Here is a 15,896-nt window from a genome sequence, read left to right as displayed (position 1 = left end):
CCACGCATGGCGTGGATCTACTGAATCACGGGCAATGGAGTCGGGGGATCAGCGGAAGATCACCGTGGCCTCGGTGCCCTGCCCTGGCTCGCTGGCCAGGCTGACCTTCCAGCCGAAGCGGTCGCACAGCCGGCGCACGATCGACAGGCCCAGGCCGGTGCCCTGCGGACGGCTCGGCTCGGCGCGGTAGAACGGTTCAAACGCGCGCGACAGCGCCTCGGCGGACATGCCGATGCCGGTATCGCGCACCACCACCCGGTCATTGAGCACGTGCACGTCGATACGCCCTTCGTCGGTGTAGCTGCAGGCATTGCGCACCAGGTTGCTGACCACCACCTGCAGCACCCGCGGCGGTGCGTGCAGCTGTACCGGGCCGTCGCCGTGCAGGTGCACCGATACGGGCCGGTTGCCCAGCAGCTCGTTGGCGTTGTCCACCTCGTAGCGGACGATGTCGTTGACGTCGAACAGCTCGATCTGCGGTTCGACATCGGCCTCGCGGGCCAGGATCAGGAACGCATCGATCACCGCCTCCATGTCACGGCCTGCACGCTGGATGCGCTGCAGGCTGCGGCGCAGGCGCGGCTGCAGGGTTTCATCGCCAAGGGCCATGTCGCTGGCCACGCGGATGACGGTCAACGGCGTGCGCAGCTCATGGCTGGCATCACGGGTGAAGTTGCGCTCGCGCGCCACGTGCGCGCTGACCCGGTTGGCCAGCGAATGCAGTGCGGCCGCCAGCTGGCGGGTCTCGCCCTGCATGTCCGCCGGCAGCTTGTTCGGCTCCAGATCGGCCGCTTCGGGGTGGCCCGGGTCCCAGCGCGAGACGCGCCGCGCCAGCCAGTTCACCGGCGACACCAGTCGCTTGGAGGCACGGTAGGTGACCCAGCTGGCGCCATACACCGCCAACAGGGTCAGCAGCACCGGCACGATGCCGAACCAGAACGCCAGCATCTCCGCGCGCGAGCGCAGGAACACCAGGTACAGGCGACCGGCAGGGCGCACGTCGACCAGCACCAGCTGGTCGTCCTGGGGCAGCTCGTGGAAGCCAGGCTCCAGGGTGCGCAGGTTGGCCGGCAATGACAGTGCCGACTGCCCGCTTTCCAGCAGGTAGCCGCGGATGTTGTGGGTGTTGGGCGGCGGCTGCACCGGCGACGCCTCGTGCAGCGTCCAGTAATAGGCCGCTTCCTCGCGCAGGGCGGCGCCGACCAGGCTGTGCTTGATCACCAGCGAGACCAGCCAGGCACCGAGCAGGATGCCCAGGCTGGCCAGGACTGCCTGCAGGATGAAGGCGATACGGATCTTGCGCGGCAGGCCGTGCGGCATTGCGGGGTCCCGGTCAGAGCGCTGCGATTATAGGCAGCGCGCTGCGCCGTAGTCGTGCACGGACGCTGACCGGCGGCAGCGCCGGCCGGTCATCCGTGCCCGGTGCGGGGTCGTTGCCCGGCCGGGCCTGATGCTGCACAGGCCGGGCCCCGATCAGGCCATCGGCTGGGCAATATCGGCAATGCGATAGCCGGCGCTCTGCACGGTGTGCAGCAGCGGACGGTCGAACGGCTTGTCGATGATCTTGCGCAGGTTGTACAGATGGCTGCGCAGGGTGTCCGAATCCGGCAGGCCATTGCCCCAGATCTCGCGTTCGATCTCCTGGCGGGTGACCACGCGCGGCGATTCGCGCATCAGGATGGTCAGCAGGCGCAGGCCGATCGGCGACAGCTGCAGCTCGGTACCGGCACGGGTAGCCCGCATGCTGACCGGATCGAGCACCAGGTCGGCGACCTTCAGCACCTCCGAACCGACTTGGCGACGTTCGCGACGGATCAGCGCGCGCAGGCGGGCTTCCAGCTCCTGGATCGCGAACGGCTTGGTCAGGTAGTCATCGGCACCGAACCCGAGGCCGGTGAGCTTGTCGTCCAGCGTGTCGCGTGCCGTGAGCATCAGCACCGGCGTGGACTTGCGCGCATCGTTGCGCAGGCGACGGCACACTTCGATGCCATCCAGGCGCGGCAACATGAGATCGAGCACCACGACGTCATAGCTGTTCTCCGCCGCGAGGCGGTAGCCATCCAGGCCGTCCTGTGCATAGTCGACTTCGAAGCCGCGACCTTCCAGGTATTCCCCGATCATCTCGGAGATGTTGCGGTTGTCTTCGACCACCAGCACCAAGCCGGAGGTCTCCTTCGTCTGACGCATGTGATTCCCTCTAACTTCAGCTTTGTGAAACATGCCGGATCGACGGTGGACGCGATGTGAAGTTCCGTCAAGAGGTACACAAACGGTTCAGAGCAGCGGCCTGAGCAGCGGCCAGACGTTGTCCAGCACCTTCGGCTGCGCCTGCGCCGTGGGGTGCAGGCCGTCGCCCTGCATCATGCCCGGCTGCAGGGCCACGCCCTCCAGCAGGAACGGCAGCAGCGGCACCTTGTACTGCGTGGCCAGCGCCTTGTAGGCCGCGGCCAGGCGCTGGCGGTAGGCCGGTCCGTAGTTGGGCGGCACGTCGATGCCCAGCAGCAGCACCTTGGCACCGGCCTTCTGGCTGGCCTGCACCATTTTTTCCAGGTTGCCCTGCACCTGCGCCGGGGTCAGCCCGCGCAGCGCGTCATTGCCGCCCAGCGCGATCACCACCACGGTCGGCTTCTCCCTCGCCAGCAGGCCCGGCAGGCGGGTCAGCGCGCCGGCGGTGGTTTCCCCGCTCATGCTGGCGTTGACGATGCGCGCCGGGGTTTTCGACTGCTGCCTGACCCGCTGTTGCAGCAAGCTGACCCAGCCGGCGTCGGCAGGGATATTGTGGGCGGCACTGAGGCTGTCGCCGAGCACCAGCACGGTGCCAGCCGGACCTTTGGCACAGGCCAGCCCCGGCAACAGCAGGAACCCTAGCAGCAGCACCATCATCGCGCCGGCTCGCCGGCTCCATCCCGTCTTGCGCATTGGAGTCTCCTCATCGACAGCCTGTCCCCCCGCAGCGCGCCCGTCGCCATCGCCGTCGACCAGGTCGGCAAATCCGTGCAGGGCCCGGAGGGTGAAGTCCACATACTGGACAACATCACCCTGACCGTCCATGAAGGCACCAGCGCGGCCATCGTCGGCGCCTCCGGTTCGGGCAAGACCACCCTGCTCGGCCTGCTGGCCGGGCTGGACCTGCCCAGTCGGGGCCGCATTGCGCTGTCGGGCCAGGACCTGGGCGACCTCGATGAAGAAGCGCGGGCCCAGCTGCGCGCGCGCGAGGTTGGCTTCGTGTTCCAGAGCTTCCACCTGCTGCCGGCGCTGACCGCCGCCGAGAACGTCGCGTTGCCACTGGAACTCGCCGGGCGCGAGGATCGCACGCGGGTCGATGAAGTGCTGGCGCAGGTCGGCCTGGCCCATCGCGCCCGCCACTACCCGCGCCAGCTGTCCGGTGGCGAGCAGCAGCGCGTGGCACTGGCGCGTGCCTTCGTCACCCGGCCGCGCATCCTGTTCGCCGACGAACCGACGGGATCGCTGGACCATGCCACCGGCCAGCACGTCAGCGACCTGCTGTTCGAACTCAACGCCGGCAGCGGCACTACCCTGGTACTGGTCACCCACGACATGCGCCTGGCGCAGCGTTGCCAGTACATCCATCGTATCGACGACGGCCGCCTGCTGCCGGTTGAGCGCGGAGCCCAGGCATGAACCTGCTGCGGCACGCGTGGCGCGCGCTGCGTCGCGAGGCGCTGGCCGGCGACCTGCTCACCGTGTTCGCCGCACTGGTGCTGGGCGTGGCGGTGATGACCGCGGTGGGCACGCTGGTGAACCGGGTCAACCTGGCGCTGACCGGCAGCGCGGCGGAAATGCTCGGTGGCGATCTCGGCATCGCCGGGCGTGATGACCCGCCGCAGGCATTCGCCGACGAGGCACAACGGCGTGGACTGGCCTACACCCGCATCGCCAGCTTCGGCAGCGTGCTGTTCCATGGCGAGGCCAGCCAGATGGCGAGCATCAAGGCGGTGCAGGCGGGCTATCCACTGCGCGGCACGCTGCGGGTACGGGCCACGCCCGGCGGTACGTTGATCACCGATGCCGGCATGCCGCCCAAGGGCCAGGCCTATGCCGACCCACGCCTGCTGCAGGGGCTCGGGCTGAAGGCCGGCGATGATCTCGAGTTCGGCGCCGGCACGCTGCGCATCGCCGGCATCATCGAGGCCGAGCCGGACACCGGCGGCGACCTGCTGACGCTGTCCCCCACCCTGCTGGTCAACCGCGCCGATGTGGAAGGCACGGGACTGCTTGGCCCCGGCAGCCGCATCAACTACCGGCTGATGTTTGCAGGACCGCCCGGGCAGGTCGCGTCCCTGCGTGAGTGGCTGCTGCCACAGGTGAAGGGCCTGCGCCTGCTGAGCGTGGATGACACCCAGCGCGGCGTGCGCCAGGCCTTCGATCTGGCCGGGCGCTTCCTCGGCCTGAGCGCGCTGCTGGCGGTGCTGCTGGCGGGCGTGGCCACCGCATTGGCGGCCAACCGCTTCGCGCTGCGCCGCATCGACCAGGTGGCGATCCTGCGCTGCCTGGGTGCGCGCCAGCGCGACATCCTGCTTGGCCTGGCACTGCAGCTGCTGATGCTGGCGGTGCCGGCCTGTGCGCTCGGCATCGGCCTGGGCATGGCCGCGCAGGAAGGCCTGGTGCAGGTACTGGGCAGCCTGGTGCCGCAGCGCCTGCCGTTGCCCGAGGCGATGCCTGCGCTGACCGGCGCCGGCATCGGCCTGTTGCTGCTGTTCGGCTTCGGCCTGCCACCGCTGCTGCGCCTGCGCGGGGTGCCGCCGATGCGGGTGCTCAACCGTTCCTTCGCTGCCCTGCCGCCGGCGTCACTGCTGGCCTATGTGGCAGCGCTGGCGGCCAGCCTGCTGCTGACGGTGCAGGTCACCGGCGACCTGAAGCTGGCGTTGTGGGTGTTGGGCGGCCTGGCCACGCTGGCACTGGCCGCCGGGGTGGTCGGCTTCGTGCTGCTGCAGCTGCTGCGCGGCCTGCAGCACCGCCTGCACGGCCACTGGCGGCTGGGCCTGGCCGCGCTGACCCGGCGCCGGATGCTGGCGGTAATGCAGCTGGTCGGGCTGTCGCTGTCGCTGTGTGCGCTGTTGCTGCTGGCGGTCACTGGACCGGGCCTGCTGCAGCAATGGCGCGAGCGCCTGCCCGCTGATACGCCCAACTACTTCCTGATCAACATCCAGCCCGAGCAGCGCGACAGCGTGCTGGCCACGCTGCGTGGACTGGGCGCCGGTGACGCCAGCATCGAACCGATGGCCACCGGCCGCCTGATCGCGATCAATGGCAAGCCACCGCTGCGCGTGGACCGCGAGCCCGGTCAGGACGGACAAGCGGCACAAGGCGAAGGTCAGCGCGATGACGACGACGAGAACCGGCCGTTGAACTTCAGCTGGCGCAGCACCTTCCCCCCCGCCAACACGCTGGTCAACGGCACCTTCTGGAAGAACGACAGCACGGCGCCGGAGGCATCAGTGGAGATCGGCTGGGCCAAGCGTTACGGCGTGTACCCGGGCGACCGCATCACCATTGCAGTGGGCGAGCAGGAACGCGAGTTCACCGTCACCAGCGTGCGCAAGGCGGACTGGAACACCTTCCGGCCGAACTTCTTCGTGTTGCTGAACCCGAATGCGGTGGGCGAAACCCCGCACAACCTGCTGTCGGCCTTCCATCTGCCGGCCGGCAAGGCGGCGGGCCTGGGCGAACTGGTGCGCGCGCAGCCGAACCTGTCGCTGCTGGACGTGGATGCGGTGATTTCGCAGGTGCGCGATGTGATGGAGCGCGTGGCGCAGGCGGTGCAGCTGGTGATGGTGTTCAGCCTGCTGGCCGGCGTGCTGGTGCTGCTGGCCGCGCTGCAGGCCACCGCCGGCGAGCGCCGCTACGACAGCGCGGTACTACGCACCCTGGGTGCGACCCGGCGCCAGTTGCGTGGCGCGGTACTGGTGGAGTTCGGCGCGCTGGGCACGCTGGCGGCGATGCTGGCGGTGGGCGCGGCCGCTGCGATCGGCGTGGCGGTCTCGCAGAAGGTGTTCGAGCTGCCATTGCTGCCGCCGTGGCCGGGGCTGCTGATTGGCGGCGTAGTCGGCATCGGCTTGAGCCTGCTGGCGGGCTGGTGGGGCACGCGGGCGATCCTGCATACGCCGCCGGCATTGGCGTTGCGCGAGGCCTGACGCCGTTGTGAAAGCAAAGGCATCCACGCATGGCGTGGATCTACCAGCGATAGCCCCAGTAGATCCACGCCGTGCATGCCAGTAGATCCACGCCATGCGTGGATGCAGTGCCGAGCAAGCTCGGCACCCACCGGTACAATGCACGTCCGGCACCCTACCGCGGCGATCAGCCTTCCTTCGGCGCCTTTTCCACGTACTTGGCGAAGACCTCGTCGATCTGCGCGTCCTTCACCTGTTTGCCGGACTGGATCTCTTCGGCCTGGGTGAACAGCGGGATGATCATCGCCATGCCATCGAGCTTGGTCTTCAGGTGCACGCCCGGGGCCTGGCCGAGGAAGCCGTCCCAGCGCTGGCGCACTTTGGCCCAGTAGCCGGCGGTGGCCTTCCAGTAGGCGCGGGCCGGGGTGAAGTCGACCTCGGTTGTCTTGACGTAGTCGTTGAAGCCGAACTCGCGGGCGATCTCCACCTGGCTGCCGTCGGCGTTGCGCTGCACCTTGGTATTGAACTGCTCGTGGGTCCAGCCATTGGGCGTGAGCGTGTGGCGGTTGACCACGGCCAGCGCGTTGTAGTCGCTGCGCTTTGTGTATTCACGACGCGGCAGCGGGCGCCAGCTCAGGTCGCTGGTCCAGCTCGGCACGTTGTTGGTGTACGTCCATTTGCCGGTGCCACAGTAGCGCGGTGCATCGCTCACTTCATACACGCACTGGGTCCAGGCGCCCTGGTTCACCGCTGCGGGAATGCGGCGTACCTGCCAGGTCTGGTCGGCGCTGAACTCGAAACGGCTGGGCGCTTCGTAGACCCAGTCCTGGCGCCAGTGCTTGGTGATGTGGCCGCTCTTCTCATCGAGCAACAGGTGCTGCAGCACGATGCGCTGCGGGGTGTCCTCGACCACGATGACCACTTCGCTGCCGCCGCTGCGCATCGCCGGCGCACGCTCGTAGCCGGGCTTGAGCAGCACGGTCTCGTCGAACGCGAAGTCGACGGTGTACTCGCCCTGCATGGCGAGGATGCTGTCGTGGTCGCGGGCGATGTCGGAGGGCTGCGCGCTGGCCACGCCGCTGGCAGCGAGCAACAGCATGACGCTGGCTGTCTGGAACTTCATCGGGTCTTCCTTCGGGGTTGCAGGTTCGTTGAGAGGCCTTCCAGGGCCGGCGGGCGTTCCATCAGGAAAGGATCACAGGCGGATCAGCGGCAGGTCGCCGGGAACCCGCGGTGTCGGACGCCGCGCGGCATCGGCACAGCAGCAATCGTCGATCGCCAGCTCGCCTTCGGCACCTTCCAAGCACGCGATGCGACGCGCGGTTGCGGCGCCCAGCGAGGACAGCGTCGACAGGCTGGCGGCCAGCGTGCGGCCGTCATCGGCGGCATGCAGGCGCAGTGCACACAACCGCCAGCGCTGGCCACCGAGGTGGCCGGCCAGTCGCCGCCACAGGCGCTCACCGACACTGCCATCGCTGTCGTGCTCCGGGCCCGGCGGCAGCGCCGCGACCAGCCGGTCCCAGGCCAGGAAATCGCTGTCGGGCAGCAGGTACAGGCGCCACACGCAACGGCCGCGGCCATCGAGGAAACACAGGCTTTCGCGTACGCCTTCGCTGTCCACGCCCTGGCAGGCGTGCACGCGCACCGCCTGGCGCCAGCCACCGAGCTCGTTGCCGTCGGCGCGGTACAGGCACAACACGGTGCCAAGCGTGGCCAGCTGTGCCGGGGTCGGCCAGGCCGCGCTGCCCTGCGCGGTGATGGCGTCATTCCTGCGTGCGGACAAGGCGCGGCTCATGAGGTCACCAGGAAACGGCAAGGCTGGCGGAAAGGGTGCGGCCCGGGCTGGTGTAGCGATCCAGCACGCGGCTGGTCGCCGACAGCGTCGAACCCACGTTGGACCAATCGATGTAGCGCTTGTCGCCCAGGTTGAACACGCCGACGTTGAAGGTCGCGCCCGGGGCGAAGTTCCAGTGCGCCATCAGGTCGGCCACGCCGTAGCCGGCCGGGCGGTACACCGTCGCTGCAGTGACGCGGTCCTTGCGCTTGACGAAGGTACCGGCCAGTTCGACGCCCCAGGCGTCGGTGTCGTACATCAGGCCGACGGTGCCGCGCAGCGGGTCAACCGAATCCAGCGGAGTGTCCTCGGTCTTGTTGTCGCCGCGCGACCAGGCCACCGAGCTGCGCAGCGCCCAGCCCTGCAGCGCCGGGTTGATCTGGCCGAAGTCAACGCCAGCCTTCAGTTCGGCACCGTAGATGCGCGCATCGGCGATGTTGCGCGACTGGAACACCATCAGGCCCTGGGCGTTGGTGCCGACCAGCGACTGCGACTCGATGAAATCCTTGTACTCGTTGTAGTAGCCGCTGACGCTGACGTAGGCGGCCGGTGACAGGAAGCGCAGGCCCAGCTCCATGCCATCACTGGTTTCCGGCTTCAGGTCCGGATTGGGGATGGCGGTGTAACCGAAGGCGAAGTTGGTGAAGCCCAGGTTGACGTCGTTGTACGGCGGCGAGCGGAAACCATGCGAGTAGCCGGCGAACAGCGACCATTCGTCGGTGAAGCGATAGACCACGCCCAGCTTCGGCGAGACGCTGGTCTTGGTCAGCCTGGCCACCGCAACGCCGGGATTGTCGTCGGCGAAGATGCTGTCCACTTCCGGCTTCAGCTCGTAGCGATCCACGCGCACGCCCGGCACCAGCGACAGCTTGCCGCCGGCCATGCGCATTTCATCCTGCGCGTACAGGCCCAGCTCGGTGGTCTTGCTGATCGGGAAATCGCGTACCGGGAAGGCGTCGGGCAGGATGGTGGTGCTGGTCTGGCCATTGGCCAGAACCTGATAGCCGTCGCGCTTCTGGCGGATCTCGGTACGCGCACCTTCGAAGCCGTAGGTCAGCGCGTGTTCGACACTGCCGGTGCTGAACGCCTTGTTGAATTGTGCCTGCAGGCCGTACACGCGCTGGTCGAAGTTGAACTCGCGGTGGCGGCGGCTGCGGTTGGCGCGGTCTTCGTCGGTGATCTGGTGGGTCTCGCTGTGCTGGGTATACAGCTGCCAATGCAGGTTGTCGGCGAAGCCCTTGTCCAGCGCATCCATTTCATGGGCGAACGACACGCGGGTGCGGTTCTGCGTGTCGCGCGCCTTCATGCCGGTGGTGGTGGTGCGGTCGATCGAGGACAGCACGTTGGTATCGGTGTTGTCTTCGTTGCCTTCCACGGTCAGGCGGAAGCGCTGGTCCTCGCTCGGTGCATAGACCAGCTTGGCCAGGCCACTGCGACCGTCGCGGTCCTGCGGGTTGGGCGCGGTACGGGTGTTGTCGAGGCTGCGAACATCGCCCTTGTTACCGGTTTCCTGGCCCTGGCGATGGTTGATGTTGACCATGCCGCTCCAGTGTTCGCCGCCGAACGCGCTGGTCACGCCGCCGAGCAGGCCCTTCCACTCACCGTCGTAGCCGAACTTCAGGCCGACGTAGCTGTCCTTGCCATCCTTCAGGTAATCGGCCGGATCCTTGGTGACGAAGGCCACCACGCCCCCGAGCGCGTCGGAACCGTACAGCGAGCTGGCCGGGCCGCGCACGATCTCCACGCGCTTGAGCGTGTCCAGATCGGTGAAGTTGCGGTTGGCGTTGGAGAACGAGCCGATATTGAAGCTGGTGGGCATGGCGATGCCATCGGTCTGCACGCGCACGCGGTTGCCGTCCAGGCCACGGATGCGGATGCTGCCAAGGCCGAAGCGCGCGGCGCTGCGACTGACCGACAGCCCCGGCTCGTAGCGCAGCAGATCCTTGATGTCCTGCACCAGGTGCCGGTCCATCTGCTCGCGGTCGATGACATCCACGGTGGCCGCCACGTCACTCACTGCCCGCTCGGTGCGGGTGGCGGTGACCTGCACGCGGTCGAAGTCGCGCGCATCAGGCGCGGCGGTGGCCGCGGCAGCAGCATGGGTGGACAGCGGCAGGGCCATCCAGACGGCGAGGCAAAGGGCGGTAGGGCGGGTCATCGGGTTCGTTCGGTCAGGCAGGGGAACCCCCGGTTACCGGCACACCCGGGAGGTGCACGCGGTAGACCGAGGGGGAGAGAGCGGGCGCGGACGGGTCGCCCACCCTGCCGGCGCTGCCGGCAGGAGGGAGGGAGGCGGGCGACCAGGCCGCGATTACTTGGTCAGGATCAGCTTGTCGTTGCTGGTGTGCCGCAGGCGGTAGAAGCGGTCGCCGTGCTGGATCAGGATTTCACGACGGCCCTTGAGCAGGGCTTCGCTGTCGATGACCTCTTCCGGCGGAACGACACGGACCGGACGATCGCGGAGGGTCAGCGTTTCGGGGCGCAGCAGTACAGGTTGAGCATTCATGAGCATCTGGACTCGTGCGAGGGACGAGTCAAATGATAATGATTCTCAGTTGACAATCAACAACCATTCTCAATTTGATTGATGGGATTAATGATCGAATTCGAAAATTCGATAGTCACCATCAATCAAAAGACGGGCACAGCGCTTTTGTAGAGTCGAGCGATGCTCGACTGCTCCTGGCACCGTCGCCTGGAAACGCACGCGCTGCGCGCGGAGTCGAGCATGGCTCGACTCTACAAAGACCTGGTCAATCTGAAGTCCAGCATGGCTCGACTCCGCAAAGGGCTGTCAGGCGAAGGCGGCTTCGACCTGCGCCCAGCCAGCCGCATCGACCTGCTCCAGCACCTCCAGCGCCTGCAGGTTCTGCAGCAGCTGGCTGACCCGGCTGGCGCCAAGAATCACGCTGGAGACGTTCGGGTTGCGCAGGCACCAGGCAATCGCCAGCGCGGCCGGGGCGTGGCCCAGCTTACGCGCTGCTTCGCTGAAACGGCGCACCTGGGCCAGGCGGGCCTCGGTGTCGTCACCCAGTACCAGCGCCTGCAGCCATTCCATGCCCTCGCGGCCCAGCCGCGCATCGGCCGGAATGCCCTGGTCGTACTTGCCGGTCAGCAGGCCCGAGGCCAGCGGCGAGAAGATGGTGGTGCCCAGGCCGGCACCGGCATACAGCGGCGCATACTCGACCTCGACGCGTTCGCGGTGCAGCAGGTTGTACTGCGGCTGCTCCATCGACGGGCCCTGCAGGTTGCGTGCTTCGGCGATGTCCAGCGCCTGCTGGATCTGCACCGCCGACCACTCCGAGGTCCCCCAGTAGAGGATCTTGCCCTGCCGCACCAGGGTATCCATGGCATGCACGGTCTCGGCGATCGGCGCGTCCGGATCCGGGCGATGGCAGTAATAAAGGTCCAGGTAGTCCACCCGCAGGCGCTTGAGCGCGGCATGGCAGGCGTCGGTCACATGCTTGCGCGACAGGCCGCGCTGGGTCGGCCGTGGGTCCTTGGCGCTGCCGAAGAACACCTTGCTGGAGACGCAGATGCCATCGCGCGGCAGGCGCAGGTCGGCGATCACATCGCCCATCACCTGTTCGGCGCGGCCGTTGGCATAGCCCTCGGCGTTGTCGAAGAAGTTGACGCCGTGGTCCCAGGCGGCCGCCACCAGGTTGCGGGCCTCGTCGCGCGGGATCTGGTCACCGAAGGTCACCCAGGCGCCGAAGGACAGGGCGGAAATCGGCAGGCCGGTGGAGCCCAGGCGACGGTATTGCATGCGAATCTCCTGCTGCGGGCCCGCATCCGGGCCGGGATCGAGCCCCATTCTACCTGCCGCCGCCGGCCGCAAGCCCTTGCCGTTGCTGGCCTGATCGGTACCGATGGGCGCGCGCACGCTGCTTTTTCTTGCCCCGGCCCCTGCCCTGCACTAGGCTTCCCGTTTTTCGCGACGCCCCAGGGGAGTCACTCACATGGTCGAAGGTTTGGGCAGGATCGGCTTCGGCCTGTTCGGGTTGGCGGTGCTGATCGGCATCACCTGGTTGTTTTCCAACAACAAGCGTGCGGTTGACTGGAAGCTGGTTGCCACCGGTATCACCCTGCAGATCGCCTTCGCGGCGCTGGTGATCCTGGTGCCGGGCGGGCGCGACGTGTTCGATGCGCTGGGCAAGGGCTTCGTCAAGGTCCTGAGCTTCGTCAACGAGGGTTCGGGCTTCATCTTCGGCTCGTTGATGGACACCAAGAACTACGGCTTCATCTTCGCCTTCCAGGTGCTGCCGACCATCATCTTCTTCTCGGCGCTGATGGGGGTCATGTACCACCTCAACGTCATGCAGGCGATCGTGCGCGTGATGGCCTGGTCGATCACCAAGGTGATGCGCGTGTCCGGCGCGGAAACCACCAGCGTCTGCGCCAGCGTCTTCATCGGCCAGACCGAGGCGCCGCTGACCGTGCGCCCGTACATCGCCAGGATGACCCAGTCCGAGCTGCTGACCATGATGATCGGCGGCATGGCGCACATCGCCGGCGGCGTGCTGGCGGCCTACGTGGGCATGCTCGGCGGTGGCGACCCGGCGCAGCAGGCCTTCTACGCCAAGCACCTGCTGGCGGCGAGCATCATGGCCGCACCGGCCACCCTGGTCGTGGCCAAGCTGCTGATTCCGGAAACCGGCACCCCGCTGACCCGCGGCACGGTGAAGATGGAAGTGGAGAAGACCTCCAGCAACATCATCGACGCGGCCGCTGCCGGTGCCGGTGACGGCCTGAAGCTGGCGCTGAACATCGGCGCGATGCTGCTGGCCTTCATCGCCCTGATCGCGCTGCTGAATGCACCACTCACCTGGTTCGGCGAAGTGACCGGCCTGGCCGCTGCCATCGGCAAGCCGACCAACCTGTCGACCATCTTCGGTTACGTGCTGGCCCCGATCGCCTGGGTGATCGGTACCCCGTGGGCTGATGCCACCACCGTCGGTTCGCTGATCGGCCAGAAGGTCGTGATCAACGAGTTCGTGGCCTACACCGAGCTGTCGCAGATCGTGAACGGCCAGGTGGCGGGCGTGAGCCTGTCCGACGAAGGCCGCCTGATCGCCACCTACGCGCTGTGCGGCTTTGCCAACTTCAGCTCGATCGCGATCCAGATCGGCGGTATCGGCGGCCTGGCGCCGGAACGTCGCCACGATCTGGCCAAGTTCGGCCTGCGCGCGGTGTTGGGCGGTACCATTGCCACCTTCATGACGGCGACCATCGCCGGCGTGCTGACGCACTTCAGTTGAACCCCTGGTTGAGAAAAGATTTCCTATGAGCAGCAGTGTCGTTGTCGTCGGTTCCTTCAATGTCGATCACGTGTGGCGGTGCGAGTCGCTGCCGGCACCGGGTGCGACCATTGCCGGCCGCTACAGCACCGGCCCGGGAGGCAAGGGCTTCAACCAGGCCGTGGCCGCCTGCCGCGCCGGCGCCGAGACGCACTTCGTGTGCGCGCTGGGCGATGACGCCGGCGGCGCCACCGCACGCGAACTGGCCGCGCAGGATGGCTTCGGCCTGATTGCCGAAGCCAGCAGCGAGCCGACCGGCACTGCGGGCATCTACGTGGACGCGCGTGGCCGCAACACCATCGTGATCGGCCCGGGCGCCAACGCCGCGCTCAGCACCGACTTCCTGCAACAGCAGCAGGCATTGCTCACCAGCGCCAAGGTGGTGCTGGTGCAGCTGGAATCGCCGGTGCAGACCATTGAAGCGGCGCTGGCCACGGCCCGCGAGGCCGGTGTCACCACCGTGCTCAACACCGCACCGGCCGACGCGCCCTCGACCATCGGCCTGCTCAAGCTGGCCGATGTGATCACCCCGAACGAGACCGAGTTCGCCGCGCTGCTCGGCCGCCATGTCGGTGAGCGCGTGGATGCCAACGATGTCGCCGCGCTGGATGGCGCCAGCCTGCATGCGCTCTGCCGCAAGCTGGTCGGCAACGGTACCGTGGTGGTGACCCTGGGTTCGGTGGGCGTGTTCGTCTCGCATGCCGACGAGAACCTGCGCGGCGATACCCAGCCGTACTACCGCGTCGGCGCCGAGCAGGTGCAGGCCATCGACACCACCGGTGCCGGTGATGCCTTCAACGGTGCGCTGGCCGCGTCGCTGGCGCAGGTGGCCGACGCTCCGTTCGCCCGCCACGTGCGCTTTGCCAACCAGTTCGCCGGTCGCTCGACCGAGAAGGAAGGCGCTGCAGCGGCGATGCCGCGCTTCACCCCGGCCGACGCGGAAGCACTTCGCGCTTAAGATTCAGGACTCTGCGGTCATGGACGCATAAGGACACAAGGATGAAATTGTTGAAACGAGCATTCGGAACGGAAGACCGCCCCGCAGGTGAACTGTCTCGTCTAATCCTAAATTTCATCTGGTTTTTGTTCATCGCCATATTCGTTGGCCAACTAGGTCCTATCTTAGTAATTGCGAACGACGTGTGGAATGGAGTGTGCGTCTTTGATGCACTTGACCAAAGAGCTGGAAAAGGCGACTTCATTCTTTGCTCGACCGCCATCCTGGCGGGAGCGACTTACTTCATCGTCAAAGAGTACAACTCAATTTACGAGCTGAAGCCAGGAAGAGAAAAAAAATCTCTTGTAGTATTGCTAGCAATATTCTTCTGCTTCTGGGGCGTACTTCTCGCTGCAACACTCTTAATGCAACAAGAGTTCACCAACTTGTTTCAGCGCAGCGTTCATTGGTTTGTGTATTCGCTGTCAATTCTACTTTCTTTTGCGTTGTGGCTTATCGAGTATGCAGGCGGTGACGCCCAAGAAGTAATTCGGAAAATTGCCGACTCATCCATGGAAATCACAAGCAAATCTGCGGCAGAAAACGTAGGAGATGTCGCGCTGTGAACGAAAATTTGCGTAATAAAAATTACCCTTGCTTTCCATACTCGCAACCCGGCGGAACATTCTACGCGTGCAGCATTCCCGCAAACGAAATAATCCATCGACTCGAGATTAGACGCCGCAGCAACGACCACGTGTATGGCATTCAACGCGAGGACGACCAGAAGCGCGTGGCGGACATTCGCGACTACCTAGAATCTAGCTCTGCAATAATTCCCACGCCGATTATTGTAGCCGCAGACAGCGATCTCGTTTCAATAAATTCGAATTCTCTCGCGTTCAGTCAAGAGGCAGGATCAGTTGGTCACATACTTGACGGACAGCATCGAGTCCTTGGATTACGAAATCTAAGCTCCGAAACTGTCAGTAAATTCGACCTTCTGATCGTGTTCGCCTTTGATATCGATCCTTACGCACAGGCAACCATTTTTTCCACAGTTAACAGCACACAGAAACAAGTATCAAAATCTCTGATGTATGATTTATTTGCCCTTTCCCCGGGCAGAAGCCCAGAAAAATCCTGTCACGAGATCGTGAAATCATTGAATGAAGATGAAACATCTCCATTCTTTAAACGCATAAAAATGCTCGGAAGAAAGACAGGCGATAGCGAAACACTGTCTCAAGCCGCATTTGTCGATGCAGTCCTAAGGCTAATTAAAGAACCCAGCAGCATATTCAGAGAATATTACGAATCTGATAGAGACTGGGTCATTAGGAAGGTTGTATCCAACGCCTTCAATGCAGCAGAGAATGCCAAGGAAAACACCCAATCAGATTATCCTGCCGATTATTTCTTCAAAACCACAGGGTTCGGGGGATATATGCAGGCACTCGGAAAACTTGCCAAGCAGGGCCACGATCAAAATGATATGAGCCAGAATTTTTTCCAAGAAATCATGCGCCACTTCTTCATTTCGGATCCCACCCCCCCAACCGGAACCGGAAACTCCGCGATGATTGAGGTCCGCGAAAGAATACTGCGCGCTGCAAAAGATACTTTATAGTCCACCCAAAACCACTCCATGAGCTGCTCCCGAATTTCCGCGAGTGAAAGCGAGTGACTAAGGC

General features: G+C 65.4%; 14 protein-coding genes. 6 read left to right on the top strand and 8 right to left on the bottom strand.

Going from position 1 to position 15,896, the window contains the following annotated elements:
- Positions 1-48: 48 nt before the first annotated feature.
- From AC5P7X_RS10340 to AC5P7X_RS10330, 3 genes are all read right to left on the bottom strand, one after another.
- The gene (locus AC5P7X_RS10340; RefSeq protein ID WP_053500075.1) at positions 49-1,320 is read right to left on the bottom strand and encodes a sensor histidine kinase; all 1,272 of its coding nucleotides are present in this window, start codon (positions 1,318-1,320) and stop codon (positions 49-51) included.
- Between the two features lie 153 nt (positions 1,321-1,473).
- Complete coding sequence (locus AC5P7X_RS10335) at positions 1,474-2,187, bottom strand: response regulator transcription factor (protein ID WP_002811889.1); 714 nt, start codon at positions 2,185-2,187, stop codon at positions 1,474-1,476.
- Positions 2,188-2,274: 87 nt separating this feature from the next.
- The gene (locus AC5P7X_RS10330; RefSeq protein ID WP_053500077.1) at positions 2,275-2,919 is read right to left on the bottom strand and encodes an arylesterase; all 645 of its coding nucleotides are present in this window, start codon (positions 2,917-2,919) and stop codon (positions 2,275-2,277) included.
- A 75-nt stretch (positions 2,920-2,994) separates the two neighbouring features.
- Here AC5P7X_RS10330 and AC5P7X_RS10325 point away from each other — a divergent pair, with 75 nt between their 5' ends.
- Entirely contained in the window at positions 2,995-3,642 is a 648-nt protein-coding gene (locus AC5P7X_RS10325) for an ABC transporter ATP-binding protein (protein ID WP_171958440.1), read from the top strand.
- Positions 3,639-6,155, top strand: a complete 2,517-nt coding sequence (locus tag AC5P7X_RS10320) for an ABC transporter permease (RefSeq protein ID WP_253136236.1) — start codon at positions 3,639-3,641, stop codon at positions 6,153-6,155. Before AC5P7X_RS10325 ends, AC5P7X_RS10320 begins: the two co-directional genes overlap by 4 nt.
- A gap of 166 nt (positions 6,156-6,321) precedes the next feature.
- Here the strand turns inward: AC5P7X_RS10320 and AC5P7X_RS10315 are convergent, their stop codons facing one another.
- The 5 genes from AC5P7X_RS10315 to AC5P7X_RS10295 all read right to left on the bottom strand — a co-directional run bounded on the left by AC5P7X_RS10315 (position 6,322) and on the right by AC5P7X_RS10295 (position 11,734).
- The gene (locus tag AC5P7X_RS10315; RefSeq protein WP_053500081.1) at positions 6,322-7,257 is read right to left on the bottom strand and encodes a DUF6607 family protein; all 936 of its coding nucleotides are present in this window, start codon (positions 7,255-7,257) and stop codon (positions 6,322-6,324) included.
- Positions 7,258-7,329: 72 nt separating this feature from the next.
- The gene (locus AC5P7X_RS10310; RefSeq protein WP_495214782.1) at positions 7,330-7,929 is read right to left on the bottom strand and encodes a Hemin transport protein; all 600 of its coding nucleotides are present in this window, start codon (positions 7,927-7,929) and stop codon (positions 7,330-7,332) included.
- A gap of 4 nt (positions 7,930-7,933) precedes the next feature.
- Complete coding sequence (locus AC5P7X_RS10305) at positions 7,934-10,126, bottom strand: TonB-dependent hemoglobin/transferrin/lactoferrin family receptor (protein WP_277817373.1); 2,193 nt, start codon at positions 10,124-10,126, stop codon at positions 7,934-7,936.
- Positions 10,127-10,279: 153 nt separating this feature from the next.
- A complete protein-coding gene (gene hemP, locus AC5P7X_RS10300; RefSeq protein ID WP_005412278.1) occupies positions 10,280-10,474 on the bottom strand; it encodes a hemin uptake protein HemP in 195 nt (64 codons plus the stop codon).
- A gap of 288 nt (positions 10,475-10,762) precedes the next feature.
- Positions 10,763-11,734 carry an aldo/keto reductase gene (locus AC5P7X_RS10295; RefSeq protein WP_206620207.1) on the bottom strand — a complete coding sequence of 324 codons (972 nt, stop codon included), beginning with the start codon at positions 11,732-11,734 and terminating at the stop codon, positions 10,763-10,765.
- Between the two features lie 193 nt (positions 11,735-11,927).
- On the opposite strand from AC5P7X_RS10295, the gene AC5P7X_RS10290 reads away from it, so the two are divergent.
- The 4 genes from AC5P7X_RS10290 to AC5P7X_RS10275 are packed head-to-tail and all read left to right on the top strand — an operon-like array spanning position 11,928 to position 15,832.
- On the top strand, positions 11,928-13,226 hold the full coding sequence (locus AC5P7X_RS10290) for a NupC/NupG family nucleoside CNT transporter (RefSeq protein ID WP_005415322.1): 1,299 nt from the start codon (positions 11,928-11,930) through the stop codon (positions 13,224-13,226).
- Between the two features lie 25 nt (positions 13,227-13,251).
- Complete coding sequence (locus AC5P7X_RS10285) at positions 13,252-14,223, top strand: ribokinase (RefSeq protein ID WP_495214781.1); 972 nt, start codon at positions 13,252-13,254, stop codon at positions 14,221-14,223.
- Positions 14,224-14,264: 41 nt separating this feature from the next.
- A complete protein-coding gene (locus AC5P7X_RS10280) occupies positions 14,265-14,828 on the top strand; it encodes a hypothetical protein (protein WP_049453447.1) in 564 nt (187 codons plus the stop codon).
- Positions 14,825-15,832 carry a DGQHR domain-containing protein gene (locus tag AC5P7X_RS10275; protein ID WP_495214779.1) on the top strand — a complete coding sequence of 336 codons (1,008 nt, stop codon included), beginning with the start codon at positions 14,825-14,827 and terminating at the stop codon, positions 15,830-15,832. The genes AC5P7X_RS10280 and AC5P7X_RS10275 overlap by 4 nt, the downstream gene beginning before the upstream one ends.
- Positions 15,833-15,896: the final 64 nt, after the last annotated feature.

Source organism: Stenotrophomonas sp. YJH_SMC_53 (assembly GCF_059369995.1).
Note: the sequence above shows the minus strand (reverse complement) of the source record. Positions and strands in the feature narration are given on the sequence as shown.

Coding starts and splice junctions, on each gene's coding strand:
- AC5P7X_RS10335 (WP_002811889.1), bottom strand. CDS start 2,187: ATGCGTCAGACGAAGGAGACCTCCGGCTTGGTGCTGGTGGTCGAAGAC.
- AC5P7X_RS10285 (WP_495214781.1), top strand. CDS start 13,252: ATGAGCAGCAGTGTCGTTGTCGTCGGTTCCTTCAATGTCGATCACGTG.
- hemP (WP_005412278.1), bottom strand. CDS start 10,474: ATGAATGCTCAACCTGTACTGCTGCGCCCCGAAACGCTGACCCTCCGC.
- AC5P7X_RS10330 (WP_053500077.1), bottom strand. CDS start 2,919: ATGCGCAAGACGGGATGGAGCCGGCGAGCCGGCGCGATGATGGTGCTG.
- AC5P7X_RS10280 (WP_049453447.1), top strand. CDS start 14,265: ATGAAATTGTTGAAACGAGCATTCGGAACGGAAGACCGCCCCGCAGGT.
- AC5P7X_RS10295 (WP_206620207.1), bottom strand. CDS start 11,734: ATGCAATACCGTCGCCTGGGCTCCACCGGCCTGCCGATTTCCGCCCTG.
- AC5P7X_RS10315 (WP_053500081.1), bottom strand. CDS start 7,257: ATGAAGTTCCAGACAGCCAGCGTCATGCTGTTGCTCGCTGCCAGCGGC.
- AC5P7X_RS10290 (WP_005415322.1), top strand. CDS start 11,928: ATGGTCGAAGGTTTGGGCAGGATCGGCTTCGGCCTGTTCGGGTTGGCG.
- AC5P7X_RS10310 (WP_495214782.1), bottom strand. CDS start 7,929: ATGAGCCGCGCCTTGTCCGCACGCAGGAATGACGCCATCACCGCGCAG.
- AC5P7X_RS10305 (WP_277817373.1), bottom strand. CDS start 10,126: ATGACCCGCCCTACCGCCCTTTGCCTCGCCGTCTGGATGGCCCTGCCG.
- AC5P7X_RS10320 (WP_253136236.1), top strand. CDS start 3,639: ATGAACCTGCTGCGGCACGCGTGGCGCGCGCTGCGTCGCGAGGCGCTG.
- AC5P7X_RS10340 (WP_053500075.1), bottom strand. CDS start 1,320: ATGCCGCACGGCCTGCCGCGCAAGATCCGTATCGCCTTCATCCTGCAG.